Source organism: Pseudomonas sp. W5-36, from assembly GCF_046540455.1.
In the GTDB taxonomy this organism is placed as follows: Bacteria; Pseudomonadota; Gammaproteobacteria; order Pseudomonadales; family Pseudomonadaceae; genus Aquipseudomonas; species Aquipseudomonas graminis_B.
Genome location: NZ_JAXCIQ010000004.1, coordinates 451,356 through 476,789, shown reverse-complemented (window position 1 = coordinate 476,789; position 25,434 = coordinate 451,356). Strand labels below are relative to the sequence as shown.

27 protein-coding genes are annotated in these 25,434 nt (G+C 62.2%); 7 read left to right on the top strand and 20 right to left on the bottom strand.

Features of this window, described 5'->3' with window-relative positions:
* Positions 1-275 precede the first annotated feature (275 nt).
* Positions 276-1,064: a hypothetical protein gene (locus SLW74_RS10455; protein WP_296309577.1), complete on the top strand. Its 789-nt coding sequence runs from the start codon at positions 276-278 to the stop codon at positions 1,062-1,064.
* Between the two features lie 131 nt (positions 1,065-1,195).
* Here SLW74_RS10455 and SLW74_RS10450 read toward each other — a convergent pair whose 3' ends face one another.
* Positions 1,196-1,420, bottom strand: coding sequence for a hypothetical protein (locus tag SLW74_RS10450; RefSeq protein WP_065988731.1), 225 nt, complete (start codon positions 1,418-1,420; stop codon positions 1,196-1,198).
* A 239-nt stretch (positions 1,421-1,659) separates the two neighbouring features.
* Between SLW74_RS10450 and SLW74_RS10445 the strand changes: the two genes are divergently transcribed.
* Positions 1,660-2,268, top strand: a complete 609-nt coding sequence (locus SLW74_RS10445) for a TetR/AcrR family transcriptional regulator (protein ID WP_192130053.1) — start codon at positions 1,660-1,662, stop codon at positions 2,266-2,268.
* 3 nt (positions 2,269-2,271) lie between these two features.
* Here SLW74_RS10445 and SLW74_RS10440 read toward each other — a convergent pair whose 3' ends face one another.
* Positions 2,272-2,670, bottom strand: a complete 399-nt coding sequence (locus tag SLW74_RS10440) for a response regulator (RefSeq protein WP_410928795.1) — start codon at positions 2,668-2,670, stop codon at positions 2,272-2,274.
* 620 nt (positions 2,671-3,290) lie between these two features.
* Between SLW74_RS10440 and SLW74_RS10435 the strand changes: the two genes are divergently transcribed.
* The 3 genes from SLW74_RS10435 (at position 3,291) to SLW74_RS10425 (ending at position 7,104) form a co-directional block, all read left to right on the top strand.
* A complete protein-coding gene (locus tag SLW74_RS10435) occupies positions 3,291-4,922 on the top strand; it encodes a methyl-accepting chemotaxis protein (protein ID WP_410928794.1) in 1,632 nt (543 codons plus the stop codon).
* 179 nt (positions 4,923-5,101) lie between these two features.
* Complete coding sequence (locus SLW74_RS10430; RefSeq protein ID WP_065988735.1) at positions 5,102-5,968, top strand: ion transporter; 867 nt, start codon at positions 5,102-5,104, stop codon at positions 5,966-5,968.
* A gap of 134 nt (positions 5,969-6,102) precedes the next feature.
* On the top strand, positions 6,103-7,104 hold the full coding sequence (locus SLW74_RS10425) for a sulfate ABC transporter substrate-binding protein (protein ID WP_410928793.1): 1,002 nt from the start codon (positions 6,103-6,105) through the stop codon (positions 7,102-7,104).
* 75 nt (positions 7,105-7,179) lie between these two features.
* On the opposite strand, the gene SLW74_RS10420 is transcribed toward SLW74_RS10425, so the two are convergent.
* The 10 genes from SLW74_RS10420 to ccmA all read right to left on the bottom strand — a co-directional run bounded on the left by SLW74_RS10420 (position 7,180) and on the right by ccmA (position 14,800).
* Positions 7,180-7,596, bottom strand: a complete 417-nt coding sequence (locus SLW74_RS10420) for a hypothetical protein (RefSeq protein WP_410928792.1) — start codon at positions 7,594-7,596, stop codon at positions 7,180-7,182.
* 31 nt (positions 7,597-7,627) lie between these two features.
* Positions 7,628-8,833 carry a c-type cytochrome biogenesis protein CcmI gene (gene ccmI, locus SLW74_RS10415; protein WP_410928791.1) on the bottom strand — a complete coding sequence of 402 codons (1,206 nt, stop codon included), beginning with the start codon at positions 8,831-8,833 and terminating at the stop codon, positions 7,628-7,630.
* Entirely contained in the window at positions 8,830-9,300 is a 471-nt protein-coding gene (locus tag SLW74_RS10410) for a cytochrome c-type biogenesis protein (protein ID WP_410928823.1), read from the bottom strand. The genes ccmI and SLW74_RS10410 overlap by 4 nt, the downstream gene beginning before the upstream one ends.
* A gap of 98 nt (positions 9,301-9,398) precedes the next feature.
* A complete protein-coding gene (locus tag SLW74_RS10405; protein WP_192130047.1) occupies positions 9,399-9,935 on the bottom strand; it encodes a DsbE family thiol:disulfide interchange protein in 537 nt (178 codons plus the stop codon).
* Entirely contained in the window at positions 9,932-11,905 is a 1,974-nt protein-coding gene (locus tag SLW74_RS10400) for a heme lyase CcmF/NrfE family subunit (RefSeq protein WP_410928790.1), read from the bottom strand. The genes SLW74_RS10405 and SLW74_RS10400 overlap by 4 nt, the downstream gene beginning before the upstream one ends.
* A 3-nt stretch (positions 11,906-11,908) precedes the next feature.
* Positions 11,909-12,382, bottom strand: coding sequence for a cytochrome c maturation protein CcmE (gene ccmE / locus SLW74_RS10395; RefSeq protein ID WP_410928789.1), 474 nt, complete (start codon positions 12,380-12,382; stop codon positions 11,909-11,911).
* Positions 12,379-12,555, bottom strand: coding sequence for a heme exporter protein CcmD (gene ccmD, locus SLW74_RS10390; RefSeq protein WP_065987324.1), 177 nt, complete (start codon positions 12,553-12,555; stop codon positions 12,379-12,381). Before ccmD ends, ccmE begins: the two co-directional genes overlap by 4 nt.
* Positions 12,552-13,331, bottom strand: a complete 780-nt coding sequence (locus tag SLW74_RS10385; protein ID WP_410928822.1) for a heme ABC transporter permease — start codon at positions 13,329-13,331, stop codon at positions 12,552-12,554. The genes ccmD and SLW74_RS10385 overlap by 4 nt, the downstream gene beginning before the upstream one ends.
* Before the next feature lie 165 nt (positions 13,332-13,496).
* Positions 13,497-14,168, bottom strand: a complete 672-nt coding sequence (gene ccmB, locus SLW74_RS10380) for a heme exporter protein CcmB (protein WP_410928788.1) — start codon at positions 14,166-14,168, stop codon at positions 13,497-13,499.
* Entirely contained in the window at positions 14,165-14,800 is a 636-nt protein-coding gene (gene ccmA / locus SLW74_RS10375; protein WP_410928787.1) for a cytochrome c biogenesis heme-transporting ATPase CcmA, read from the bottom strand. Before ccmA ends, ccmB begins: the two co-directional genes overlap by 4 nt.
* A 161-nt stretch (positions 14,801-14,961) precedes the next feature.
* Here ccmA and SLW74_RS10370 point away from each other — a divergent pair, with 161 nt between their 5' ends.
* The gene (locus SLW74_RS10370) at positions 14,962-16,590 is read left to right on the top strand and encodes a flagellar hook-length control protein FliK (protein WP_410928786.1); all 1,629 of its coding nucleotides are present in this window, start codon (positions 14,962-14,964) and stop codon (positions 16,588-16,590) included.
* Positions 16,590-16,910, top strand: a complete 321-nt coding sequence (locus tag SLW74_RS10365; RefSeq protein WP_410928785.1) for an EscU/YscU/HrcU family type III secretion system export apparatus switch protein — start codon at positions 16,590-16,592, stop codon at positions 16,908-16,910. The genes SLW74_RS10370 and SLW74_RS10365 overlap by 1 nt, the downstream gene beginning before the upstream one ends.
* Positions 16,911-17,041: 131 nt before the next feature.
* On the opposite strand, the gene SLW74_RS10360 is transcribed toward SLW74_RS10365, so the two are convergent.
* The 8 genes from SLW74_RS10360 to SLW74_RS10325 all read right to left on the bottom strand — a co-directional run bounded on the left by SLW74_RS10360 (position 17,042) and on the right by SLW74_RS10325 (position 25,387).
* Positions 17,042-17,446, bottom strand: coding sequence for a DUF2802 domain-containing protein (locus SLW74_RS10360; RefSeq protein WP_065987320.1), 405 nt, complete (start codon positions 17,444-17,446; stop codon positions 17,042-17,044).
* The gene (locus SLW74_RS10355; RefSeq protein ID WP_065987319.1) at positions 17,447-17,926 is read right to left on the bottom strand and encodes a chemotaxis protein CheW; all 480 of its coding nucleotides are present in this window, start codon (positions 17,924-17,926) and stop codon (positions 17,447-17,449) included.
* Between the two features lie 84 nt (positions 17,927-18,010).
* Complete coding sequence (locus tag SLW74_RS10350) at positions 18,011-18,967, bottom strand: chemotaxis protein CheW (RefSeq protein WP_410928784.1); 957 nt, start codon at positions 18,965-18,967, stop codon at positions 18,011-18,013.
* A 113-nt stretch (positions 18,968-19,080) separates the two neighbouring features.
* The gene (locus tag SLW74_RS10345; protein ID WP_065987317.1) at positions 19,081-19,869 is read right to left on the bottom strand and encodes a ParA family protein; all 789 of its coding nucleotides are present in this window, start codon (positions 19,867-19,869) and stop codon (positions 19,081-19,083) included.
* A 37-nt stretch (positions 19,870-19,906) separates the two neighbouring features.
* Positions 19,907-20,788, bottom strand: coding sequence for a flagellar motor protein MotD (gene motD, locus SLW74_RS10340; RefSeq protein WP_410928783.1), 882 nt, complete (start codon positions 20,786-20,788; stop codon positions 19,907-19,909).
* 7 nt (positions 20,789-20,795) lie between these two features.
* Complete coding sequence (locus SLW74_RS10335; RefSeq protein WP_065987315.1) at positions 20,796-21,536, bottom strand: flagellar motor protein; 741 nt, start codon at positions 21,534-21,536, stop codon at positions 20,796-20,798.
* Positions 21,536-22,708, bottom strand: coding sequence for a chemotaxis response regulator protein-glutamate methylesterase (locus SLW74_RS10330; RefSeq protein WP_065987314.1), 1,173 nt, complete (start codon positions 22,706-22,708; stop codon positions 21,536-21,538). The genes SLW74_RS10335 and SLW74_RS10330 overlap by 1 nt, the downstream gene beginning before the upstream one ends.
* Before the next feature lie 336 nt (positions 22,709-23,044).
* Positions 23,045-25,387 (bottom strand): chemotaxis protein CheA, encoded by a 2,343-nt coding sequence (locus tag SLW74_RS10325; protein WP_065987313.1) that lies wholly within the window; start codon positions 25,385-25,387, stop codon positions 23,045-23,047.
* Positions 25,388-25,434: the final 47 nt, after the last annotated feature.

Sequence of the window (25,434 nt, the reverse complement as noted above, 5' to 3'; positions counted from 1 at the left end):
CGAATTCACTCCAATAACAACACTGCAACTGACCTGACTGGCCGGACAACTCTCCGATCAGCCCGTGCCTCTTCCAAACGGCATCGATAAAACGACCCATCGACTGTTCTTTAAACAGCCGGCGGGGCTTTTTCGTCTTTTTTCAAGGTGTTGGCTCAGCTCTTGCTATCAACTCGAAGCTGACCAAACAGACAACTTAGTAGATTAAAACCAAGGCGCCATAACAGAGCGTCAGTTCGCAAAAAACCACGACGTCAATCCAAGGGAGTATTTACATGAACCGCACGCTTTCCAGCCTGATGGCCGCCAGCAGCCTGCTTGCCGCGGCGCCGGCCATGTCGGGTGATCTGCTGCAGTGGCAGAGCAACAGCCTGACTTATCTCTACGGCAAGAACTTCGCCGTGAACCCTGAGAACCAGCAGACGTTCACCTACGAACATGCCGATGGCTGGAAATACGGCGATAACTTCGTCTTCCTCGATTACATCAACTACAACGGCAAAAAAGACGGCAGCCTGGGCAACGCCTCGACGTACGGGGAGATCTCCCCTCGCCTGTCCATGGGCAAGATCTTCGATCAGAAGTTTCAGCTGGGGCCGATCACTGACGTGTTGTTGGCGACGACGTACGAGTTTGGCGAAGGGGATGTCGAGTCGTACCTGATCGGTCCGGGTTTTGACTTGAAAGTGCCTGGCTTTGATTACTTCCAGCTGAACTTCTACAAGCGTTACACCGACGGCCACCGCGCCGGTTACGGTGCCTGGCAGATTACCCCGGTCTGGTCCTACACGATCCCGGTGGGCAAGTCCGACATTCTCATCGACGGTTTCATGGACTGGGTCGTGGACAACAAACAGTCCAACAGCAAAGGTGATTACCACTCCAACCTGCACTTCAACCCGCAGATCAAATACGACCTGGGCAAGGCGCTCAATCTTCCGGACCGGCAGTTGTATGTGGGCGTCGAGTACGACTACTGGAGCAACAAGTACGGCATCAACGACACGCGCTCTTTCGACACCGATCAGAACACCGCCAGTTTGCTGGTAAAAGTATTCTTCTAACGAAGCGTTGATCTGCTGCCGATCAATGGTCGACCGGCAAGATCCTTGTCGACCTGAGGCGCAGCGGATCAGACACCAAAGGTCTCTGATCCGCCACTTTCAGCCACTCCAGCCCTGCTGACAGCACCCGCTCAGGAGTGCCCTTCCCACGGCAGCGGCTTGCCCGCTCGCACCCTCGCGTTGAGTGAGCGCAACAGGTCGAGGGGATCACGGTCCTTCATCGCATGACTCTGCTCGTCGACCCAGGTCATGACCTGCTGCCGGTCGAGCGTTGGCCGGCGGTGCAGGATTTCCACCAGCTGTCGCTCGCAATGCTGGGCATACGCAACGACGCTGGAAAACAATGGGCTGTTCATGCTGCCGACACCTCGCCACCGAATACGCGTTCAGCCTTGATAAGGCGCCCGTTCTGTTACTGCCCTTCTGCTACTGCTCCCGATGCAACCCGCCACACAATACCACCGGCACGCCGTCGCGCCAGTGACAAAGCCGGTGGACAAAGGGGTTGTAGTTGCACAGCAGTGGCAATGTTGAGCCTGCTGCGAGGCCGGTGCTAACATTCGCCACCGCCGAGCAGGCAAGGACATACCGGTTTATGAGCAGCATCCGCGAGCGCAACAAAGAACTGATCCTGCGCGCAGCCAGTGAAGAATTTGCCGATAAAGGATTCGCTGCCAGCAAGACCAGCGACATCGCCGCCAAGGCGGGTGTGCCCAAGCCCAACGTCTATTACTACTTCAAATCGAAGGACAACCTGTACCGAGAGGTGCTCGAAAGCATCATCGAGCCGATCATGCAGGCGTCGACGCCATTCAATCGTGAGGGGGTGCCGGCTGAAGTGCTGACAAGCTACATCCGCTCGAAGATCCGCATCTCCCGCGACCTGCCTTTCGCTTCCAAAGTGTTCGCCAGCGAGATCATGCACGGCGCGCCGCACCTGACCCCCGAGCAGGTTGACCAGTTGAATGGTCAGGCCAGGCACAATATAGAGTGCATCCAGGGCTGGATCGATGACGGCCTGATCGCACCGATCGACCCCCATCATCTGATGTTCAGCATCTGGGCTGCGACCCAGACCTACGCCGATTTCGACTGGCAGATCTCAACAGTGACGGGCAAAGCGACCCTGGACGACGCTGATTACGAAGCGGCCGCCCAGACCATCATCCGGCTGGTGCTCAAAGGGTGTGAGCCGGACCGCTGAGGGTCACAGGCTTTCGTGCTTGTCGTAGCCCAAGGCCTTGTTAACGCCTTGTAAAAGCTGGCCGAAACTCCAGGGCTTGCGAATGAACACGACCGGGTGCACGACGCCAGAACTCTCGGGGGTCTCGTGACCTGACATGATCAGGATCGGGATGTGCGGATACTTGTTGCCCGACAGGTTCGCCAGATCGGCACCGTTCAACTGACCCGGCATGAGGATATCGGTGAGAAGGAGCGCCACGTCGTCGGAGTTGCTCTCGAGGTACGTCGCAGCCTCGTCGGCAGTCTCCAGCGCATAGGTCATAAAATCTTCGTCCTGGAGGATTTCGCAAACAAACTCGCGAATGATTTGCTCGTCCTCAACCACCAGAATGAGTCTCTTGTTCGGTACGTCTGCTGCCATTTGCGCCACATCCACAATAATTATTTCCCATGCCTGCCCGGCCGGCCCTGTCCTGGACTCGGGTGTAGTCCGTACTGTGAGCGGCGCGAGCGCAGGAAATTCCATCGGGAAGCAACATTTGGTCGAAACGCTGTACAGATTCGGTAAATGAATGGGTACAAAAGGGCGTTCGCCAAATCGCGGGCAATAAAAAACCCGCCGAAGCGGGTTTGTGCAACACCGTCCAACTTCCTGTTGGCCGCCAATGCCTGGCAACGGTCGATCATCCTTGATCCTGCAGCGGTCCGTTGCTGCAGTTGATGGATCCAATGTACCGCGCCGAAGTGTTTCAACCTAGAGCCAAGTTCCTCAGCTCGTGTAAGCCTTTCGCTATACCTGTATCGGATCTGACGTCAGGCGAAGGCATTTCTTACAGCTTATTTGGCTTTGATAACTACCATTGCAGATATATCCCTGCACCGCTCTCACGTTTGTCACAAACAAGCCGAGACGCTTAATGACACCGCGTCCTCTGTCTGTCGTTTGACGGTCATCGATCCGCTGTCCCGCAACCAGTTTGACTGGCGCGCTGCCCAAGACGCCAGACCCAATAAAAAGAACAACGAAACGGAGTGACGATCATGAACATGCGCAATCTTTCCATCAGCCGGCGCCTGTGGTTGATTCTCATCGTCGCGGTGGTGATGTTGTTTACGCTGGCAGCGGCGATGCTCAAGCAGATCCATGACGATCTGTACGAAGCCAAAACCGTCAAGACCATGCACGTGGTGCAGACCGCCAGTGGCCTGCTTGATTACTACCATGGCCTGGAAACCGCCGGCAGCCTGACCCGCGAGCAGGCGCAGCAGCAGGCCATGGATGCCATTCGCGGGCTGCGCTATAACCAGACCGACTACTTCTGGATCAATGACCTGCGCCCGGTGATGATCATGCACCCGGCCAATCCCAAGCTGGTGGGCCAGGACCTGTCCGGCATCAAAGACCCGGACGGTTTCCAGGTCTTCAACGAGATGGTCACCCTGGCCAAGGCCAAAGGCGCGGGCATGGTCAACTATCGCTGGCCCAAGCCCGGCGCCACTGACGCAGTCGGCAAGACCTCCTACATCTCGCTGTTCGCGCCGTGGGGCTGGATCATCGGCTCAGGCGTTTACATCGATGACGTGCAGGGCGAGTTCTACAAGCAGGTGGTCAAGGCACTGTCGATCAGTGCCGGCATTTTTCTGGTCATGGCGCTGCTGTTGATTCTGATCGCACGCAGCATCGCCGGCCCGCTCAAGGCCACGGTCGAAGCGATGGCCAATATCGCCAGCGGCGAAAGCGACCTGACCCGCACCCTGGAAACCCAGGGCAACGACGAAGTCACGCAACTGGCCCGGCACTTCAATGCGTTCACTGCCAAACTGCGGCGGGTGGTCAGCGAGCTGCAGTCGTCTGCGGTCGGTCTCGGCCAGGCATCCAGTGAGCTGGGCAGCAATGCCATCCAGGCCCAGGAGCGCAGCCAGCAGCAGTCGTTGCAGATGGAACAGGTGGCGACGGCGGTCAATGAGGTCACTTATGGCGTGCAGGACGTGGCGAAGAACGCCGAGCACGCCGCCAGCGAGATGCGCAACGCCGAGTCCCAGGCGCAGCAGGGCCAGGCCAACATCGACAGCAGCCTGAAGCAGATCGGGCACCTGTCCGGCACCATCGATCAGGCTGTGGAAGTGATTCGCACGCTGGCCAGCGAAAGCACGCAGATCGGCGGGGTGCTGGAGGTGATCAGCTCGATTGCCGAGCAGACCAACCTGCTGGCGCTCAACGCCGCCATCGAAGCCGCCCGCGCCGGTGATCAGGGCCGAGGCTTCGCCGTGGTCGCAGACGAAGTCCGCCTGCTGGCCCAGCGCACGCAGAAATCCACGGCGGAGATTCAGGCGATGATCGAGCGCCTGCAAGCCCATTCGGACGCTGCAGTGAAAGTGATCGCTGACAGCAGTCGTTCGTCGCAGCTGACCATCGAACAGGCCAACCTGGCCGGCCAGAGCCTGACGTCGATCAGCCAGGCACTGCGCAACCTCAACGGCCTCAACGCCTCGATCGCCAGCGCCACCCTTGAGCAATCCCACGTGGTGGAAGACATCAACCAGAACGTCACCCAGGCCGCACAACTCTCCCAGAGCACGGCGGTGGCGGCGGAACAGTCCAGCGCGGCGAGCCATCAGCTCAAGGGGTTGAGTGAGCAGTTGAATGGGTTGTTGAAGCAGTTTCGGGTTTAAGCGACTGACGCCTTCCCGGCTGAAGCCGGTCCTTGGGGTACGCGATGTTTTCGTAGGACCGGCTTCAGCCGGGAAGAGGCCGGTGGGAGCCCCATCAGATGTGCGGTGCGACGCCTCACAGGTTGCGCTCCTGAGCGCTTTGTCCCACGCTCTGCCGACCTTGCACGCGGAACGATCCCATGGACAGCAACATCAGCTGGCGCGAACAGCTACGCATCATCGTTTTTCAAAGTGACACCAAACCCGGCCGACGCTTCGACAAGATTCTGCTGGTGCTCATCCTCTGCAGCTTGCTCGTGGCGATCATCGACAGCATCGAGGCCGTGCACCGCAATTACGCCGCGCCATTGGCCTGGGTCGAGTGGACCTTCACCTTCATCTTCGCGGTCGAGTACCTGGTGCGCCTGTACTGCTCGCCCAAACCCCTCAAATACGCGTTCAGCTTCTACGGCCTGATCGACCTGCTGGCGATCGTGCCGGGCATTCTGGCGATCTATTACAGCGACGCGCAGTACCTGCTGATCGTCCGCGTGGTGCGCATGCTGCGGATCTTCCGCGTGCTCAAGCTCAGCCCTTATCTGAAACAAGCCAACTACCTGCTCGCCGCCCTGCGTGGCAGCAAACAGAAGATCATCGTGTTTCTCGCCACCGTGTCGACGCTGGTGACGGTGTTCGGCACCTTGATGTACGTCGTCGAAGGCCCGGAGCACGGCTTCACCAGTATTCCCAAGGGCATCTACTGGGCGATCGTCACGCTGACCACGGTGGGCTTTGGCGACATCGTGCCGAGAACACCGATCGGGCAGATCCTCTCGTCGCTGGTGATGATCACCGGTTACTCGATCATCGCCGTGCCCACCGGGATTTTCACCGCCGAACTGGCCAATGCCATGCGCGGCGATCAGCTGCAGCACGACTGCCCGGTCTGCGCAAAGAACGCCCATGAGCCTAACGCGGCGTTCTGTTCGCGCTGCGGCAATGCGCTGTTTCCCAAGCTCGGCGCGATCGCTGGACCGGCCAATGCAGAACCCGACATAAGCACATGAGTTTTTGATCTATTGGGGGGCTGGCGACTTTGGTTATAGTCGCCAGCCATTGGCCATCTCGTCTGGTTCTAACAACGGCTCTTTCAAGAGCGAATCGATAAACGCCTCATGCTCAACGCCACAAGGAATCCACAGTGAAAAAGATCTTCGCCGCTTCCCTGCTCGCCGCAGGACTGGCTCTGGGCAGCGCTGCACAGGCCGCCGCGCCATCGCTGCTCAACGTGTCGTATGACGTGATGCGCGATTTCTATAAGGACTACAACGCAGCCTTCCAGAAGCACTGGAACGCCGAGCGTCAGGAAAGCCCGACGATTCAGATGTCCTTTGGCGGGTCGAGCAAACAGGCGCGTTCGGTGATCGACGGACTGCCGGCCGATGTCATCACCATGAACATGGCCACTGACATCAACGCGCTGGCCGACAACGGCGAGCTCGTGCCCAAGGACTGGGTCACTCGCCTCCCGAACAACAGCGCGCCGTTTACCTCGGCCACGGTGTTCATCGTGCGCAAGGGCAACCCGAAGGCGTTGAAGGACTGGCCGGACCTGGTCAAGGAGGGCGTTGAAGTCGTGGTGCCCAACCCGAAAACCTCCGGCAACGGCCGCTACACCTACCTGTCGGCGTGGGGCTATACGCTGAAGAAGGGTGGCGATGAAACGGCGGCCAAGAAGTTCGTCGGCGAGTTGTTCAGCCATGTGCCCGTCCTCGACACCGGTGGCCGTGGCGCGACCACCACGTTCATGACCAACCACATCGGCGACGTGCTGGTGACCTTCGAAAACGAAGCGGAGATGATCGCCCGCGAATTTGGTCGCGATCAGTTCGAAGTGGTCTACCCGAGCGTCTCCGCCGAGGCTGAACCGCCGGTGAGCGTGGTCGACAAAGTGGTCGACAAGAAAGGCACCCGCGCGGTGGCCGAGGAATACCTGAAGTACCTGTGGTCGCCAGAAGGCCAGGAAATCGCGGCCAACAATTACCTGCGCCCACGGGACCCGGCAGTGCTGGCCAAATACACCGACCGCTTCCCGAAAGTGGATTTCCTGTCAGTGGAAAAAACCTTCGGCGACTGGCGCACCGTGCAGAAGACCCACTTCAACGATGGTGGGGTGTTTGATCAGATCTACCCGGCCAAGTAAGGCCTCCGGCTTAGTACGCCAAGATCAAGAGCGTCTGCCTAGGGGCAGACGCTCTTAATCTTGTCGCAGCAAGACTCAATTCCCGAACTGCTTACTCAACCCAGGCGGCACACCGCTGGCATCGGTCTCTTGCCACGGGCCACTTGGCGAAGTCGACCAGGTCCAGCCATCATTCCAGCGGTAGTACGTGCGCTGGCGATAGAACGTGTTCGGCACGTTATCCAGCACATGCACACCCAGACGCGCATCCCAGTGACTGTTGCCACCCGGCGGCGGCGCGAAGTGCGAAGAGGTTTTCGGGCCGGGCGCAGGGATCGGCGTCGACGGCGGTGTCTGCGGCGCAGTGCGCGGGGTGCCGGGCTGCGGCGTCGGCGACGGACCGGGAACGGTCGGGATCGGTTCGGAACTCTGCGGCCCTGGATGCTGCACCGCACAGGCTGCGGTCAATCCCGCCACCAGACTCAACAAGGCAAAACGGGCGACGCGATACATAAGGGCTCTCTACTCGCTGCGTTAACGGAGATTACTGATCAGGGCTGTCGATGGTCAGGGTCTGCAGCGCCGTCACATTGCTCGGCAACGGCTGGCTGCGGCCGATCCATTCGCCCGCCGTAGGTTGACCGGCGCGGGACACCCGGGCCACGAGTTGGACTTCGGCAAAGTTCGACAGTTTCAGCTGCGGCATCATCGCGTCGGCGTCGCTCAGCTCGACCTCCACCGGCAAGTCGGCCACGGTCACGCGCTTGACCGCCAGCGGCGCCGGCGGGCCTGACACCGCGCGGGCGAACACAAACACCGTGTCGCCCGGCTGGACCTTGGCTTTCAACGCCTCAGACAGCGTGACACGCACCTTCATGCGTGCGGCCTGCACCGCCAACGGCTGGGTGTCTTCCAGCTTGCCGCCGCTTTGCACGAGCTTGTCACGGGCGCGTTTGATCCCGCCTTCCAGCGCCCCACGGGAGGGATCGTCCGGCGGCAACACGGCCAGCAAACGCGTCCAGTAACTGACTGCCTGATCAAACTGCTGACTTTCAAACGCGTTGATGCCCATCAAGCCCAGGCTGGTGACTTCCTTGGGATTGAGCTTCAGCGCTTCTTCGGCAATCCCCTGAATCTGCGGGCTCCAGGCCTTGTTGCCAGCGAAATACAGCGCCTGTGCCCACTGCCCCAGCAGTTCGGGCTGACGGCCGGCCAGCTTGGACGCGCGCTCGAACATCCGCGCGGCATCGGCCGGGCGATCCTGGGCCATGTAGGTCCGCGCAAGGAAGTACGCGCTCTCGGCGGAATCCGGCTGCGCCTTGACCGCACGCTCCAGCCGCTCGGTCATCTGCGCCAGCGAACCCGGTGGCTGGGAGAACTCCCGGGTCAGCTCGACCTTGTCCGACGCGCCGAAGTGCAGATACAGGCCCAACGCCAATACCGGGACCAGAATCGCGGCGAGCAGCGGCAGCGGCTTGCCCAGGCGCGAAACCCGCTCGCCCTCCACGCCTTCGGTGTCGGCGAGCAATTCACGGGCAGCCTCGGCACGACCGCCGTCCAGTTGCGCCACCGAGAGCACGCCCTCCTCCTGCTGCGCTTGCAGCTCGGCGATGCGCTCCTGATACAAGGCGACGTTGAGGGCGGTGCGATCTTCTTCAGTTTGTGCGCGACGGCCGCGCACCACAGGGATCAGCAGAAAACTCAGGGCCACCAGCAACAGCAGGCCGGCGGCCATCCAGAAATCGATCATTCGCGGTTCTTATCCAGCAAGTGGGCGAGGCGCTGACGCTCCTCGTCGGAAAGCACGTCGGCGTCTTCGCGGCCTGAGCGGCGCCGGCGCACGACAATCACACCAATCAACACCCCGCCAACCGCCAGCAGCCCGGCCGGGCCGAACCAGAGGAGCCAGGTGTGGGCATTGAGCTCGGGCTTGTAGCGCACAAACTCGCCGTAGCGATCGACCATGAAATCGATGATCTGCTGATTGCTCTGGCCTTCGCCGAGCATGCGGTAGATCTCTTTGCGCAGGTCTGCGGCGATGGGCGCATTGGAATCGGCGATGTCCTGATTCTGGCATTTCGGGCAGCGCAGCTCGCGGGTCAGCTCGGTATAGCGGGCACGCTCGGCGTCGTCCTTGAAGGTATAAGCGTCAATGGCCGCCTGAGCAACACCTGCAAAACCCAGCGCCAACACCGCAGCAGCAGCCCATCGCCGCACTCCCTTGAGGAGCAAGCCAGCAGACACACCGCCGAACCCCTGTGGGAGCGAGCTTGCTCGCGAAGAGGCCCGACCAGCCGGCACATCATCGCGCCTGATCATGGCTTGCCCTCATCCACCAGCGCCTGATACTGGCCCGCCAGCTTCTCGCGCCAGACCGTCTCGTCGATCACGCCGACATGCTTGTAGCGAATGACACCCTTGGCATCGATCAAAAAGGTCTCCGGCGCGCCATACACACCCAGATTCAACCCCAGGCTGCCGGCCTCATCGTTGATGTTCAGCTGATACGGGTCGTGAAACGCCTTGAGCCACTTCTGCGCCTCGGCATTAACGTCCTTGTAGTTGACGCCGTAGATCACCACGCCCTGTTGCGCCAGCTTGGTCAGCACCGGGTGCTCGACGCGGCAGGCCACGCACCAGGTGCCCCAGACGTTAACCAGTGCCGGTTTGCCAAGCAGGTCGGCGCGGGTCAGCGGCTTGCCGTCCTGCACCGCGGGCAGGCTGAACTCAGGGAAGGGTTTGCCGATCAGCGCCGACGGCAGTTCCGATGGATCCAGATACAAACCCCGGTACAGCAACCCCGCCATGCCGAGAAACAACACCAGCGGCGCCAGCAACATCCAGCGCTTCATACCGCCGCTCCCGTCATGCCCAGCGCGTCGCGCACTTTCGCGCGGACTTTGACGCGATATCGTTTATCCAGCGCCGCCAGCACCCCGCCCAGCGCGGTGATCAACCCGCCAAACCAGATCCAGCGCACGAACGGCTTGACGTGGACACGCACCGCCCACGCGCCGTTTTCCAGCGGTTCGCCCAGCGCCACGTACAGATCGCGGGTAAAACCGGCGTCGATGCCGGCCTCGGTCATCATCGAGCGCTGCACGGTGTACAGGCGTTTTTCCGGGTGCAGCACAGTGATTTCCTTGCCGTCTTCCAGCACGCGAAGGGTGCCGCGATCGGAGGTGAAATTCGGGCCCTGATAATGCTGAGCGCCCTCGAACACAAACGTGTAGCCGCCCAGGTCCACCGATTCTCCGGGGGCCATGCGCAGGTCACGTTCCGCGCTGTTCTGGCTGGACAGCACCACGCCCAGCGCCAGCACCGCGATGCCGAGGTGCGCCACTTGCATGCCCCAGTAACTGCGGGTCAGCGAACGCATGCCTTTAAGCAGGCCTTTGTGCCGCGTCTTGTCGAACAGGTCGCGCACGCCGGCCAGCAGCACCCAGGCCGCGAGCAAATAGGTGGCAAGCACCGCCCAGTGGAAGTCGGCCATGGCGAAACCGGCGATCACCGCCAGCACCGCGCTGCCCACCAACACCGGCGCGAGCATGCTCAGCAGCCATTTGACCGGCGTGTCCTTCCATCGCACCAGCACGCCCACCGCCATCACCGCCATGAGCAAGCCCATCAGCGGCACAAACAACGCATTGAAATACGGCGGGCCGACCGACATCTTCGCCCCGCTCAGGGCATCCAGCACCAGCGGGTACAGGGTGCCGAGCAGAATCATGGACGCGGCCACCACCAGCACCAGGTTATTGCCCAGCAGCAAGGTTTCCCGCGACCACAGGCCAAAACCGACATGGCTCTTCACCACTGGCGCGCGGAGGGCGAACAGGGTCAGTGAGCCGCCGACCACCATCAGCAGAAAGATCAGGATGAACACGCCACGGGCCGGGTCGGAGGCGAAGGCATGCACCGACGTCAGCACGCCGGAGCGCACCAGGAAGGTGCCCAGCAGGCTCAACGAAAACGCCGCAATGGCCAGCAGCACAGTCCAGCTTTTGAACACGCCGCGCTTTTCGGTGACCGCCAGCGAGTGAATCAGCGCCGTGCCCACTAGCCATGGCATGAACGAGGCGTTTTCCACCGGGTCCCAGAACCACCAGCCGCCCCAGCCCAATTCGTAATAGGCCCACCACGAACCCAGGGTGATGCCAACGCCGAGGAAGGCCCAGGCGACGATGGTCCACGGCCGCGACCACCGCGCCCACGCTGCATCAAGACGACCGCCAAGCAACGCGGCGATGGCGAAGGCAAACGCCACGGAAAAACCGACATAACCCATGTACAGCATCGGCGGGTGAACGATCAGGCCAATGTCTTGCAGCAACGGGTTGAGGTCGCGCCCGTCCTGGGGAATCTGCGGCAGGATGCGGCTGAACGGGTTGGAGGTGAGGATCAGAAACAGCAGAAAGCCAACGCTGATCATGCCCATCACGGCCAGGACACGGGCGAGCATGACCTGGGGCAATTGCCGGGAAAAGATCGACACGGCGAAGGTCCAGCCACCGAGGATCAGCGCCCAGAGCAGCAACGAGCCTTCGTGCGCCCCCCACACGGCGCTGAACTTGTAGTACCAGGGCAGCGCGCTGTTGGAGTTTTCGGTGACGTAGGCCACGGAAAAGTCATCAACCATGAACGCGTGGGTCAGGCAGCCAAAGGCAAACACCAGAAAGGCAAACTGCCCCCATGCGGCGGGCTGGGCGAGGCTCATCCACAGGCGGTCGCCGCGCCAGGCGCCCATCAGCGGCACGATGGCCTGCACGATGGCGAAGCACAGGGCCAAAATCATGGCCAGATGGCCGAGTTCGGGAATCATCGTTTACCCCTGTTTGTCCGGGAGAGCGGCGGGCGTGGCGGCGGGTGCGGGCTGGCCGCTGTCTTTCAGCGCTTTCGCGACTTCCGGCGGCATGTATTTCTCGTCGTGTTTGGCCAGCACTTCATCGGCAACGACCACTCCGTCGCCATTGAGCTTGCCCAGAGCAACGATCCCCTGCCCTTCACGGAACAGGTCCGGCAGGATGCCGCGATAGGTGATGGGCACCGACTTGTTGAAATCGGTGACGGCAAACGTGACATCCAACGAATCCGGCGAGCGCTGCAGCGAGCCCTGGACCACCATGCCGCCGGCGCGAATCCGCGTGTCACGGGGCGCTTCGCCGCTGGCGATCTGAGTCGGGGTGTAGAACAGGTTGATGTTTTCCTTCAGCGCGCTGAGTGCAAGGCTGACCGCGATGCCGACCCCGGCGAGGATCGCCAGGATCATCAACAGGCGCTTTTTTCGCAGCGGATTCACGTAATGCTCTCCCGGCGCAGACGGCGCGCCTCTTGTTGCAGGTAACGCCGACGCGCGAAAACCGGTGCCAGGACATTGATCGCCAGCACGGTGAAACAGATGCCATAGGCCGACCAGACATACAGCCCGTGCTTGCCCATGGCGAGAAAATCACTGAAAGACTCGAAGCTCATCGTTCGGCTCCGTGGCGAGAAGGTGCTTGGTCGCCAAGGCTTTTCACTAACACGTCCTTGACCCAACCGGCGCGGGCCTCGCGCTTGAGCACGTCCAGGCGCATGCGCATCAGCAGCACCGCCCCGAAGAAGCAGTAAAACCCCAGCACGGTGAACAGCAGGGGCAGCCACATTTCAGCGGGCATGGCAGGCTTTTCCGTCAGGCTGAAGGTCGCGCCCTGGTGCAGGGTGCTCCACCACTCCACCGAGTACTTGATGATCGGAATGTTGATCACGCCGACAATCGCCAGCACGGCGCAGGCTTTGGCGGCGCTGTCGCGGTTGGTGATCGCGTTACCCAGCGCGATCAGGCCGAAATACAGAAACAGCAGAATCAGCATCGACGTCAGCCGCGCGTCCCAGACCCACCACGAACCCCACGTCGGCTTGCCCCAGATCGCGCCGGTCACCAGCGCCAGGGCGGTCATCCACGCACCGATGGGCGCCGCGCATTGCAGGGCGACGTCGGCCATCTTCATCTTCCAGACCAGCCCGACCACGCCGCACACCGCCATCATCACGTAGCAGGACTGGGCCAGCATCGCCGCCGGCACGTGGATATAGATAATGCGAAAACTGTTGCCTTGCTGATAGTCCGGGGGCGCGAACGCCAGGCCCCAGACCACGCCAATGCCGATCAACAGCGCCGCAGCGATGCTCAGCCACGGCAGCAGGCGGCCGCTGATGCCGTAAAACCATTTGGGCGAACCGAGTTTATGGAACCAGGCCCAACTCATGCCGCCTTTAGCCTTGGCGCTTGTGTTCATCACGCTGCCTTTTCATCACGGTGCTCTTTATAACGGTGCGTCTCAGCACGAGTTGCTGTCAGGGCAAGGCGCTTCTTATGGCTGAAGCGTCCGTGACCTGCCGACGGAAAAACTGTCCGCTCGGTCAGGGTGCGATTATTCGCCAACGCTGATCTTCAAACCAGCGGCAATTGCAAAGGGCGTCAGGGTTACCGCCAGTGCGGTGAGGCTGCCAAGCCAAAGCAGATAACCGGTCGCGGGCATGCCCTCAAGGGCAGCCTGCAAGGCGCCGCTGCCGAGAATCAGCACCGGGATGTACAGCGGCAGAATCAACAGCGCCAACAGCAGACCGCCGCGCTTGAGCCCTACGGTCAAGGCCGCGCCCACCGCGCCAAGCAGGCTCAACACCGGCGTGCCCAGCAACAGCGACAGCAGCAGCACCGGCAAACACGCGGTGGGCAGGCCGAGCATCAGTGCCAGAAGCGGGGACAGCAGAACCAGTGCCAGCCCGGAAAACGCCCAGTGCGCCAGCACCTTCGCCAGCACCAGCAGCGCCAGCGGTTGCGACGACAGCACCCATTGTTCGAGGGAGCCGTCTTCGAAATCATTGCGAAACAGGCCGTCCAGTGACAGCAGCACGGACAACAGCGCGGCCACCCACATCAACCCCGGCGACAGCCGCTGCAGCAGTTGCGTGTCAGGGCCGACGGCCAGGGGAAACAGGGCGATGACGATGGCGAAGAACACCAGCGGGTTGAGCAGTTCGGCCGGGCGCCGAAACAGCAGGCGCGCTTCGCGGGTGATCAACAGGGTGAACACGTGACTCATGCCGCCCACTGCCCCAGGTCCAGCTCGCGATAACCCGAGGGGGTGCGACTCAGCGTGTGGTGAGTGGTCAGGACCACGGCGCCGCCCTTTTCACAGTGAGCGGCCAGGTGCGCTTCCAGCTGGGCGACACCCTGCTTGTCCAGCGCCGTGAAGGGCTCGTCAAGCATCCACAGGCCGGGGCCCGGCAAATACAGGCGGGCCAGTGCCACCCGACGGCGCTGGCCGGCCGACAAGGTGTGGCACGGCACGTCTTCAAACCCGCGCAGTCCGACCGCTTCGAGGGCGCGCCAGATCTCGGCGGCCGCCACGGGGGTGTGCAGCGCGCAGAGCCAGGCGAGGTTCTCCAGGGGTGTGAGCACGTCTTTGATGCCGGCGGCGTGGCCGATCCACAGCAGGTGGCGGGTCAGTTCGCTACGCTGGCTGGCAAGGGGCTTGCCGTCGAGGAGCACATCGCCGGCGGTGGGCTGCATCAGTCCGCACAACAGGCGCAGCAGGCTGGTCTTGCCGCTGCCGTTGGGGCCGCTGATCTGCAGCATGTCGCCCGCGCTCAGCCGCAATTCGAAATGCTCGAACAGCAGGCGCCAGTCACGCTCGCAAGTCAGCGCCACGGCTTCAAGAACGGGGATCGGCATCGGGACCTTCTTTTCGGTAGCAGCGGCACGGCGGTTCAAGTCGGGATCATGACGGCCGTTATACTGGTGCAGCTTAACGGTGGACCGCCGACGCAGTCGGTGCCGGATTATACATACCCGGGCCCGCCACCCAGAGCGCAAATTCACCGAGTCGGGATCTGATGACAGGCGATATACCCAATCTTTCTCCAGTAAACGTGGCCACGGCCTTGCTGCGCGCAGGTGTGCCGGCGGGCGAAGTGCTCAAGCTGATGGAGCCGCGCGAAGGGCTGTTGTCCTCAGGTCAGGTGGCCAGCGCTGAAGTGGTGAGCCTCAAGCAACTGGGGCAGGACTTTCAGCTCTTGCTCAAACTGACCATGGACAACGGCCGGCAAACCACCCTGCCCGTCAGCAGTTCGCTGCCGCTGACGCCGGGCACCAGCGTCAACGTCGCCCAGGGCTCGGCCGACACCCTGACCATCAGCGTGCAGGACCTGCAGAAAGCCGCCACCAACAGCCTGACCAGCATCGACACGCGGCAATTGCCTGCTGGCACGCTGGTGCAGGGCAAAGTGCTGACCACTCAGGTGGCGGCACAGAATGTCGCTCAGTTGGCGGGGCAATACCCCGGGCAATCGTCGGGCGGGGCGCAGCCGGCGAATTACCGCTCCATCGTCATCCTGCTCAACACGGCCCTGGCCGGCACCAGCCTGACCGTCGACAGCCCGCAGCCGTTGCGGGTCGGCAGTCTGCTCAGCGCCCAGGTGCAGAACAGTCAGGCGCTGAATTTCGTCGCCCTGCCCAATCGTCTGGATGAACTGGCCCTGGCGCAGCAGTTGTCGACACAACAAAGCCGCCAGGGCTCGCTGCAGGGCCTGATCACCTCCCTGCAGAACCTGCCGCCACCGGCCGATGGCGACAACCTTTCGCCGTCACTGCGGGCCAGCATCGAGCAACTGTTGGCCGATCTGCCGGACGTCCCACAGATGACCACTGCCAAGGGCGTGGCCCAGGCGCTGAATGCCAGCGGCCTGTTCATGGAACCGCGTTTGCTGGCCGGGCAGAACCCGACGCTGGTGCCGGACATGAAAGCCAACCTGCTGCGCCTGATCACGCAAATTCTGCCGGGCCTGCCGGACAGCGTCAGTTACAGCGCTGCCGCCGCCGGCAACACCCTGGCGCGGGCGATGCCCAGCGTGTTGCGCAGCGCCTTTGGCACTTTGGGGCTGGTGGCGCCGCCGAGCGAAACGATCAACTTCCCATTACCACCGCGCACCCTCGGCCATCCGGAAAACAAAGACGACCTGGAGATGCTGTTGAAACTGGCGGCGGGGGCGATATCGCGGCTGCAGAGCCATCAGTTGGGTGGCCTGGAGCAAACCCGCACCCATGCCGACGGCACCCAGGTGACCACCTGGCAGCTGGAGATCCCGATGCGCAACGCCCACGACATCGTGCCGTTGCAGGTCAAGGTTCAGCGCGAGGAGACGCCCGAGCGCGACGAGCATGCCGATGCGCCGGCGCAGGAAGCCAGGGAGCGAGAAAAACTCTGGCGGCTGGAGTTGGCGTTCGATCTGGAACCTCTCGGCCCGTTGCACGTGCAGGCGCAACTGATTGCCGGCAGCATCGCCAGCCAGTTATGGGCTGAACGCGAAGGCAGCGCCGAGCTGATTTCCAGCGAGCTGGGCAATCTGCGCGCGCGCCTGGTGGCATGCGGTCTGAACGTCAAGGAACTGGAATGCAATCGCGGCGTACCGCCCCAGGGGCCACGCGCCGTGCTCGAACAACGCTGGATCGACGAGAACGCCTGATGAGCAGACCCGAGCAGACACCGCGTCAGGCCATTGCCCTCAGCTACGACGGCCACCAGGCCCCGACGCTGACGGCCAAGGGCGACGACACCCTGGCGGAAGCCATTCTGGCGATTGCCAGGGAGTACAAGGTGCCGATCTACGAAAACGCCGAACTGGTGAAAATGCTCGCCCGCCTGGAACTGGGCGACAGCATTCCTCAGGAGCTGTACCTGACCATCGCGGAAATCATCGCGTTTGCCTGGCACTTGAAAGGCAAGTTTCCGGTGGGCTTTGACCCGAATGCAGGGCCGGTGGAGCGGGATGTCACGCCGCGTTGAAATATGCACGGCGCCTTAACGGACGCCTTTCCGGCTAAAGCCGGTCCCACTAAAAACCGCGTACCCGGCAGGAGCGGCTTCAGCCGGGAAGGCGTCAGTCGCAGCACCCGGAACCCGCGGTTTCCCGCCATTCAGGCGCCCCGATTGCCGCCATGCATCTTGGTCATCAGCTGCGCTTCGGCCTGGGTCAGGCCGCAGGATTGGGTGAGCTCGTCGATGCTGGCGCCCATCCCGACCAGGCGGGCGGCCTGGGCGAAGGACAGCGTGGAAGGATCGCGCTGCTCGAGGGCAGTGATCTTGTCCGGCAGCAGCGCGATGATGGAACGCAACTCGTGCAGTTCCTCACCCATTTTCACCGTGCCACCCTGGTAATTTTCCAGGCGCCGGGCCAGCTCACGGATGCGCTGATCACGCAGCGAATCCGCTTCCAGCTGCTGCACGGCCAGCGTGCGCAAGCGTTTGGTGTGGGCCATGAACATCGCGACGCTCGCGACCCACAACACCGCCAGAAAAATGACCGCTACATCAAGAATCAATCAGATGTTCTCCAGCTCGGACCACTCTTCCTCGGACATCATCTTGTCCAGTTCGACGAGGATCAGCAGTTCGCCGTTCTTGTTGCACACGCCCTGGATGAATTTGGCGGATTCGTCGTTGCCCACGTTCGGCGCGGTTTCGACTTCCGACTGACGCAGGTAAACCACTTCAGCCACGCTATCGACCAGGATCCCGACCACTTGCTTGTCGGCCTCGATGATCACGATACGCGTGTTGTCGCTGACTTCAACCGGCGGCAGACCAAAGCGCTGACGGGTGTCGATGACAGTGACGACGTTGCCGCGCAGGTTGATGATCCCCAGCACGTAGCTTGGCGCGCCCGGGACCGGTGCGATCTCGGTGTAGCGCAGCACTTCCTGAACCTGCATCACGTTGATGCCATACGACTCGTTGTCCAGGCGGAAGGTGACCCATTGCAGAATCGGATCTTCGGAACCCTGTGCTGACGACTTCTTCATACCCCTAACCCCTTGCGTGTTGTGCCGTGCGGTCGACGATTCGTACGCCGGCCTGTGTTTATGTGATGTGCGTGATGACTGATGCTATTTGCGCGTGTGCATGTGCTTGACCGCGCCACTGGCGATCAGCTCGGCCAGCTCGGAAACGTCCAGCAGCGCACACATGTGCTCGATCACCGTCCCGGCAAGCCAGGGCCGCTGACCACGGTGGGTGCGCCATTTGATTTCATTGGGGTCCAGGCGCAACGAGCGGCTGACCTGGTGCACGGCCAGCCCCCATTCATAGCCCTGAACCGAGATCACGTATTGCAGGCCCTGACGAAAATCATCGCGGTACCGGTCCGGCATGATCCAGCGCGCGGTGTCCAGTACCTTCAGGTTGCCCGCCTGGCTGGGCAGGATCCCGAGGAACCAGTCCGGCTGGCCGAACAGCGGCGTCAGATCATGGCCCGCCAGTGGGTAAATCGAACCCAGACACACCAGCGGCACCGCGAGGGTCAGACCGGCGACGTCGAACAGCAGGCATTCGAACGGCTCGGCAGCCCAGGCCGGGCGCTCATCGCCGGTGGGCGGAGGCGTCGGTGTGCGCTGGGCAGACAGATGCACGTCAACCACCGGCTCGACCAGGGCCACTGGTGGTTCTTCCACCACCCGGGCCTCAAGGGCCGGGCTCTCAACCGCAGGCTCGACCTCCGGCATGATAACCGGCGGCAGAATCACCGGTGGCAGCACCACTGGTCGTTCCATCACCCGCGCGGCGACCGGTTCAGGCTGAGCCGTATAGGCCAGCGATACCGGCGCAGGCCGGCTCATCGGAGCAGGCTGGGAGGCAGGCAGCGCAGGGGGCAACGCGGCAGCCACCGCCGCCGCTACCGCGGAACGCATGCGTGCGTCATGGGCCTGCTCTTCGAGCACGGCCGCTTGAAATTCATCGACGGACTCGACGACCTGCAACTCCTCGGTCGCGTCAAACAGCAACGCGTCCAGGTAGTTCTGCAGCGCCAGTTGTGGTCGTGTAGCGATGTCCAGGGGGCGGTTCATACGGGAGCCCGAAAAGTAGTGATGCGATTGCCGCCTGAAACAGATATCGGCTGCATAGCCGATGGACTTGAGCGTGCAGACGCGCCGCTCGACAAATAATGATCAGCGGACACTCAGGCCACCTGCCCGACAAGCTGTTCGGTGAGCATGTGTTTGAGCAACGCGCGGTAGGCCAGCACGCCACGGCTCTTGTTGTCGAACTGCGAAGGCGTCACGCCGGCGCGGCTGGCATCGCGCAACCGCGTGTCCACCGGAATGAATGCATTCCAGACGTGGTCCGGGTAACTGTCACGCAGCAGCTTGAGGGTGCTCATCGACGCCTGGGTGCGGCGGTCGAACAGCGTCGGGACGATGGTGTACGGCAGCGGCACCTTGCGCGAACGATTAATCATCGCCAGCGTATTGACCATGCGCTCCAGGCCCTTCACCGCCAGGAATTCAGTCTGCACCGGGATCGCCAGTTGCTGGCTCGCCGCCAGGGCGTTGACCATCAACACGCCAAGCAACGGCGGGCTGTCGATGATCGCGTAATCGAAGTCCTGCCACAGCTGCGCCAGACTCTTGGCAATCACCAGCCCCAAGCCGCTCTGCCCCGGCGACTGGCGCTCAAGGGTGGCCAGCGCGGTGCTCGACGGCAGCAGGGAAATACGTTTGTCACTGGTCGGCAGCAGCAACTGGCCAGGCAAGCCTTCAGGCACCACGCCCTTGTTGAGGAACAGGTCGAAGCTGCTGTGTTCCAGCGTATCGGGATCTTGCCCGAAATAGCTGGTCATCGAGCCATGGGGGTCGAGATCCACCACGACCACGCGCTTGCCCGCCTCTGCCAGCAAGCCGGCTAAAGCGATGGAGGTGGTGGTCTTGCCGACCCCGCCTTTCTGATTGGCTACTGCCCAGACTCTCATGTACTCGTTTTCCCCCCGACCAAAGCGACGACCGGGTTTAAGGGGCAGATGACGAAGATTTGACGCCTTGCGGCGGCTTGGCCGGGACCGGTGCAGTTTGTGTGCCAGCACGGCGTAGCGCAGCATCCGGTTTTGCATTGGCCGTGGTGCCCGAGCCCGTGAGGCTGCGGCGCACGTCCAGGTTGCGCGAGATCACCAGCACCACGCGGCGGTTGCGCGCGCGGCCGTCAGCGGTGGCGTTGGAGGTCAGCGGCTGAAATTCGCCGTAACCGACCGAGGCCAGCCGCGCCGGGTTGATCCCGTCCATGGCCAGCATGCGCACGATGCTCGATGAACGCGCCGACGACAGCTCCCAGTTGGTCGGGAACTGCCCGGTGTTGATCGGCTGGTTATCGGTGAATCCTTCGACGTGTACAGGGTTGTCGAACGGATTGATGATTTTCGCGACCTTGTCGATCAGGTCGAACGCCTGATTGCTCGGCATCGCGTCGCCGCTGCCGAACAGCAGGCTGGAATTGAGCTCGATCTCGATCCACAGCTCGTTGCCACGCACGGTCATCTGCTTGGAAGCGATCAGGTCACCGAACGCCGCGTTGACGTCATCGGCAATCGATTTCAGCGGGTCGTCCGCAGCCTGACCCAGGGCGGCGTCGGTCTGGTCGCTGTCCTGAACCAGCGGGTCGGCGGGTCGTACGGTCTGCGGTTTCTGCTCGCCGATGGGGATCGGCCTGACACTGCGCTCAGGCTCATTGAAGACCCCGACCAGCGCCTCGGAGAGCACCTTGTATTTGCCTTCGTTCAGCGACGAGATGGAATACATGACCACGAAAAAAGCGAACAGCAAGGTGATGAAATCCGCGTAGGACACCAGCCAGCGTTCGTGATTTTCGTGCTCTTCGTGGCGACGTCGGCGGGCCATCAGTCCATCACTCCATGAAGCCTTGCAGCTTCAGTTCGATCGAGCGCGGGTTCTCGCCTTCGGCAATCGAGAGCAGGCCTTCGAGGAGCATTTCGCGGTAGCGCGACTGGCGGATCGCCACGGCCTTGAGCTTGTTCGCCACCGGCAGAAGAAACAGGTTGGCAGACGCTACGCCATAAATGGTGGCAATAAACGCGACAGCGATACCGCTGCCCAGTTGATTGGGGTCGGCCAGGTTGCCCATCACATGGATCAGGCCCATGACCGCGCCGATGATGCCTATCGTGGGCGCATAGCCGCCCATGCTTTCGTAGACCTTCGCGGCCTGAATGTCGCGGCTTTCCTGGGTGATGAAGTCCACTTCCAGAATGCCGCGAATGGCCGCCGGTTCAGCGCCGTCGACCAGCAGTTGCAGGCCTTTGCGTGAATAGGCATCGGGCTCAGAGTCCGCCACGGCTTCGAGGCCCAGCAGGCCCTCTTTGCGCGCAGTGAGACTCCAGGACACGACGCGATCAATGCCGCCGGCCAGGTCGATGCGTGGCGGAAACAGAATCCAGATGAAGATCTGCATCGCCCGTTTGAACGCGCTCATAGGCGTCTGCACCAGGCAGGCCGCCAGCGTACCGCCAAGCACGATCAGCGCGGCCGGGCCGTTGAGCAAGGCGCCCAGATGCCCGCCTTCCAGGAAGTTGCCGCCAATGATCGCGACGAACGCCAGGATGATCCCTATTAGCGTCAAGACATCCATCAGCTGCAGGCCTCCACCAGGTGGCGCCCGATGTCGTCGAGGCTGTAAACGGCGTCGGCCAGTTCGGCTTTGACGATCGCCATGGGCATGCCGTAGATCACGCAGCTGGCTTCGTCCTGCGCCCAGATCTGGCTGCCGCTCTGCTTGAGCAGACGCGCGCCTTCACGGCCGTCAGCGCCCATCCCGGTGAGGACGACGGCGAGGACTTTGTCACTGTAGGACTTCGCCGCCGAGCCGAAGGTGATGTCGACGCACGGCTTGTAGTTCAGGCGCTCGTCGCCCGGCAGGATTTTCACCGCGCCGCGACCGTCGACCATCATCTGTTTGCCACCCGGGGCCAGCAGTGCCAGACCGGGACGCAGGATGTCGCCGTCCTCGGCTTCTTTAACGCTGATGCGGCAGAGCTTGTCGAGGCGCTCGGCGAAGGCTTTGGTGAACGCGGCCGGCATGTGCTGGATCAGCACGATGGGCGCCGGGAAGTTGGCCGGCAGTTGGGTCAGCACCCGCTGCAAGGCCACCGGGCCACCGGTGGACGTGCCGATCGCGACCAGTTTGTAGGCTTTGCGCTTGGGCGCAGCCGACGTCGGCGCGTGGTGATGGGACGCCGGTGCATGATGCTGCGGCGCTGGCGCGGCTGTACGTGCAGGCGCAGGGGCTGGCGCCGAACGTGACGGGCTCGGTGCGGCAGACGTGCTGCGCGGTGCCGGCGTTGAGGCGGAAGGTACCGCTGCCGGCGTTGCGGCAGGCGTGCTGGTGTAACCACCGAAACGACGGTTGCTGCGGGAAATGCTGTGTACTTTCTCGCACAGCATCTGTTTGACCTTCTCGGGGTTGCGCGAGATGTCTTCGAAGTTTTTCGGCAGGAAATCCACGGCGCCAGCGTCCAGCGCATCGAGGGTGACTCGGGCGCCTTCGTGGGTCAGGGAGGAGAACATCAACACCGGGGTCGGGCAGCGCTGCATGATGTGACGGACCGCGGTAATGCCATCCATCATCGGCATTTCGTAGTCCATGGTGATCACGTCGGGCTTGAGGGCCAGGGCTTGTTCAATGGCTTCCTTGCCATTGGTGGCGGTACCGACCACCTGAATCGTGGGATCTGAAGAGAGAATTTCCGAAACACGACGTCGGAAAAAACCCGAGTCGTCCACGACGAGAACCTTGACTGCCATAAACACTCCAAAGAGCGCGCGCCACCCCTGAGGGTCGGCGCGCCCTGAATCACGTAGCTTGGGTCACATTGGCGATACGGGACAGGCCAGTGAGACCGGTTTTCGCGCTTAAAACAGGACCGGGTCTATTTGTAGGACCGGCTTTAGCCGGGAAGGCGTCGGGTTTCACACCGATAAATCCACAGTGTTCATACCGGCCCTTTCCCGGCTAAAGCCGGTCCTACTGAGAAGGCGTCGGGTTTCACACCACAAAATCGAGGGTGTTCACCCTGCCCTCTTCCCGGCTGAAGCCGGTCCTACAGAACATCGAAAGCCGCCTGCCTAAGCCGATCCTGCCTAACCAATCCGTCGTGCCGCGTAGCGCTTGAGCATGCTCGGGACATCGAGAATCAGTGCAATGCGACCGTCACCGGTGATGGTGGCGCCCGACATGCCCGGCGTACCTTGCAGCATCTTGCCCAGCGGCTTGATGACCACTTCTTCCTGGCCGACCAACTGATCCACCACGAAGCCGATGCGTTGCGTGCCGACCGACAGGATCACCACGTGACCTTCGCGCTGCTCCTCGTGAGCCGCCGAACTGACCAGCCAGCGCTTGAGGTAGAACAGTGGCAGCGCCTTGTCGCGGACGATGACCACCTCCTGACCGTCGACGACGTTGGTGGTCGACAGGTCCAGGTGGAAGATCTCATTGACGTTGACCAGCGGGAACGCGAAGGCCTGATTGCCCAGCATGACCATCAGCGTCGGCATGATCGCCAGGGTCAGCGGGACCTTGATGACGATCTTCGAGCCCAAGCCCTTGGTCGAATGGATGTTGATCGAGCCGTTGAGCTGGGAGATCTTGGTTTTCACCACGTCCATGCCCACGCCACGCCCGGACACATCGGAAATCTCGGTCTTGGTCGAGAAGCCCGGTGCGAAGATCAGGTTGTAGCAGTCGGTGTCGCTGAGGCGATCCGCTGCGTCCTTGTCCATCACGCCACGCTTGACCGCGATCGCACGCAGGACCGCAGGGTCCATGCCTTTGCCGTCATCGGAAATCGACAGCAGGATGTGATCGCCTTCCTGTTCGGCCGAGAGAATCACACGACCGTTCCGGGCCTTGCCCGACGCCTCGCGCTCTTCAGGCGACTCGATACCGTGGTCGACCGCGTTGCGCACCAAGTGGACCAGCGGGTCGGCCAGGGCTTCGACGAGGTTTTTGTCCAGGTCGGTTTCTTCACCCACCAGTTCAAGGCTGATTTCTTTCTTCAGCTGACGGGCCAGATCGCGAACCAGTCGCGGGAAGCGACCGAACACCTTCTTGATCGGCTGCATGCGGGTCTTCATGACCGCGGTCTGCAGGTCAGCAGTCACCACGTCCAGATTGGACACGGCCTTGGACATGGCTTCATCGGCGCTGTTGGCGCCCAGGCGCACCAGGCGGTTACGCACCAGCACCAGTTCACCGACCATGTTCATGATTTCGTCCAGCCGCGCGGTGTCGACGCGCACGGTGGTTTCGGCTTCAGCCGGCGGTTTTTCGCTGGCCGCCGGAGCAGCAGCACGCGCCGGAGCAGGCGCAGAGGCAGGCGTCGCTTTGGCCGGTGCCGCCGCAGCAGGCGTCGGTTTGGCGGGTTCGGCTTTGGCCACGGGCTCAGGCTTGTTAACCGGTGCAGCAGGCGCAGCCGGTGCCGCGGCGGCCACCGCAGGTTCGAACTTGCCTTTGCCGTGCAACTGGTCCAGCAGGTCTTCGAATTCGTTGTCGGTGATTTCGTCCGAGGCCGCCGCTTTCGACGGGGCCGCAGGTGCAACCGGCGCGGCAGGCGCAGCGGCAGCAGGAGCAGCATGAGCCGCGGCGTCAGGAGCAGCAGTACCAACGGCATCCGGCGAGAACGAGCCTTTGCCATGCAACTGATCCAGCAGCGACTCAAATTCGTCGTCAGTGATTTCGTCACTGGCCGGTGCGGCAGACGGCGTCACGGCCGCCGGCGGTTGCACGGCATCGACGGCGAACTGGCCTTTGCCATGCAACTGATCGAGGAGTGATTCGAATTCAGCGTCGGTGATTTCATCGCTGGCCGCAGCGCCCGCCGGTGCAGCGGGAGCCGCTGCCGCCGGTGCTGCCGCGACAGGTGCGGCTGCCGCAGGGGCAGAGGCAACCGGTGCAGGACCGCCCGCCGCTTGGGCCTTGACGGCGTTCAGCGAATCCAGAAGCTGTTCGAATTCAAGGTCAGTGATGTCTTCGGACGGCGCTTCTGCCACCGGCTCTTCGACCACCGGGGCTGCAGCCACTTCCTCTTGCGAAGCAGGCTCGGCCAGGCGAGCCAGCGCGGCCAGCAATTCAGGTGTGGCGGGGGTAACGCTGGAGCGCTCGCGCACTTGACCGAACATGCTGTTGACGGTGTCGAGTGCTTCAAGGACCACGTCCATGAGCTCCGAGTCGACGCGGCGTTCACCCTTGCGCAGGATGTCGAACACGTTCTCGGCGATGTGACAGCATTCAACCAGCTCATTGAGCTGGAGGAAGCCGGCGCCCCCTTTTACAGTGTGAAAACCGCGAAAAATTGCATTGAGCAGGTCCGCATCGTCCGGCCGGCTTTCCAGCTCGACCAACTGCTCTGACAACAGCTCGAGAATCTCGCCGGCCTCTACCAGAAAATCCTGAAGGATTTCTTCATCGGCGCCGAAGCTCATTGGGGGGTGCTCCTAAAATTAACCGTCAAACCGATCCGGAGGCTGCA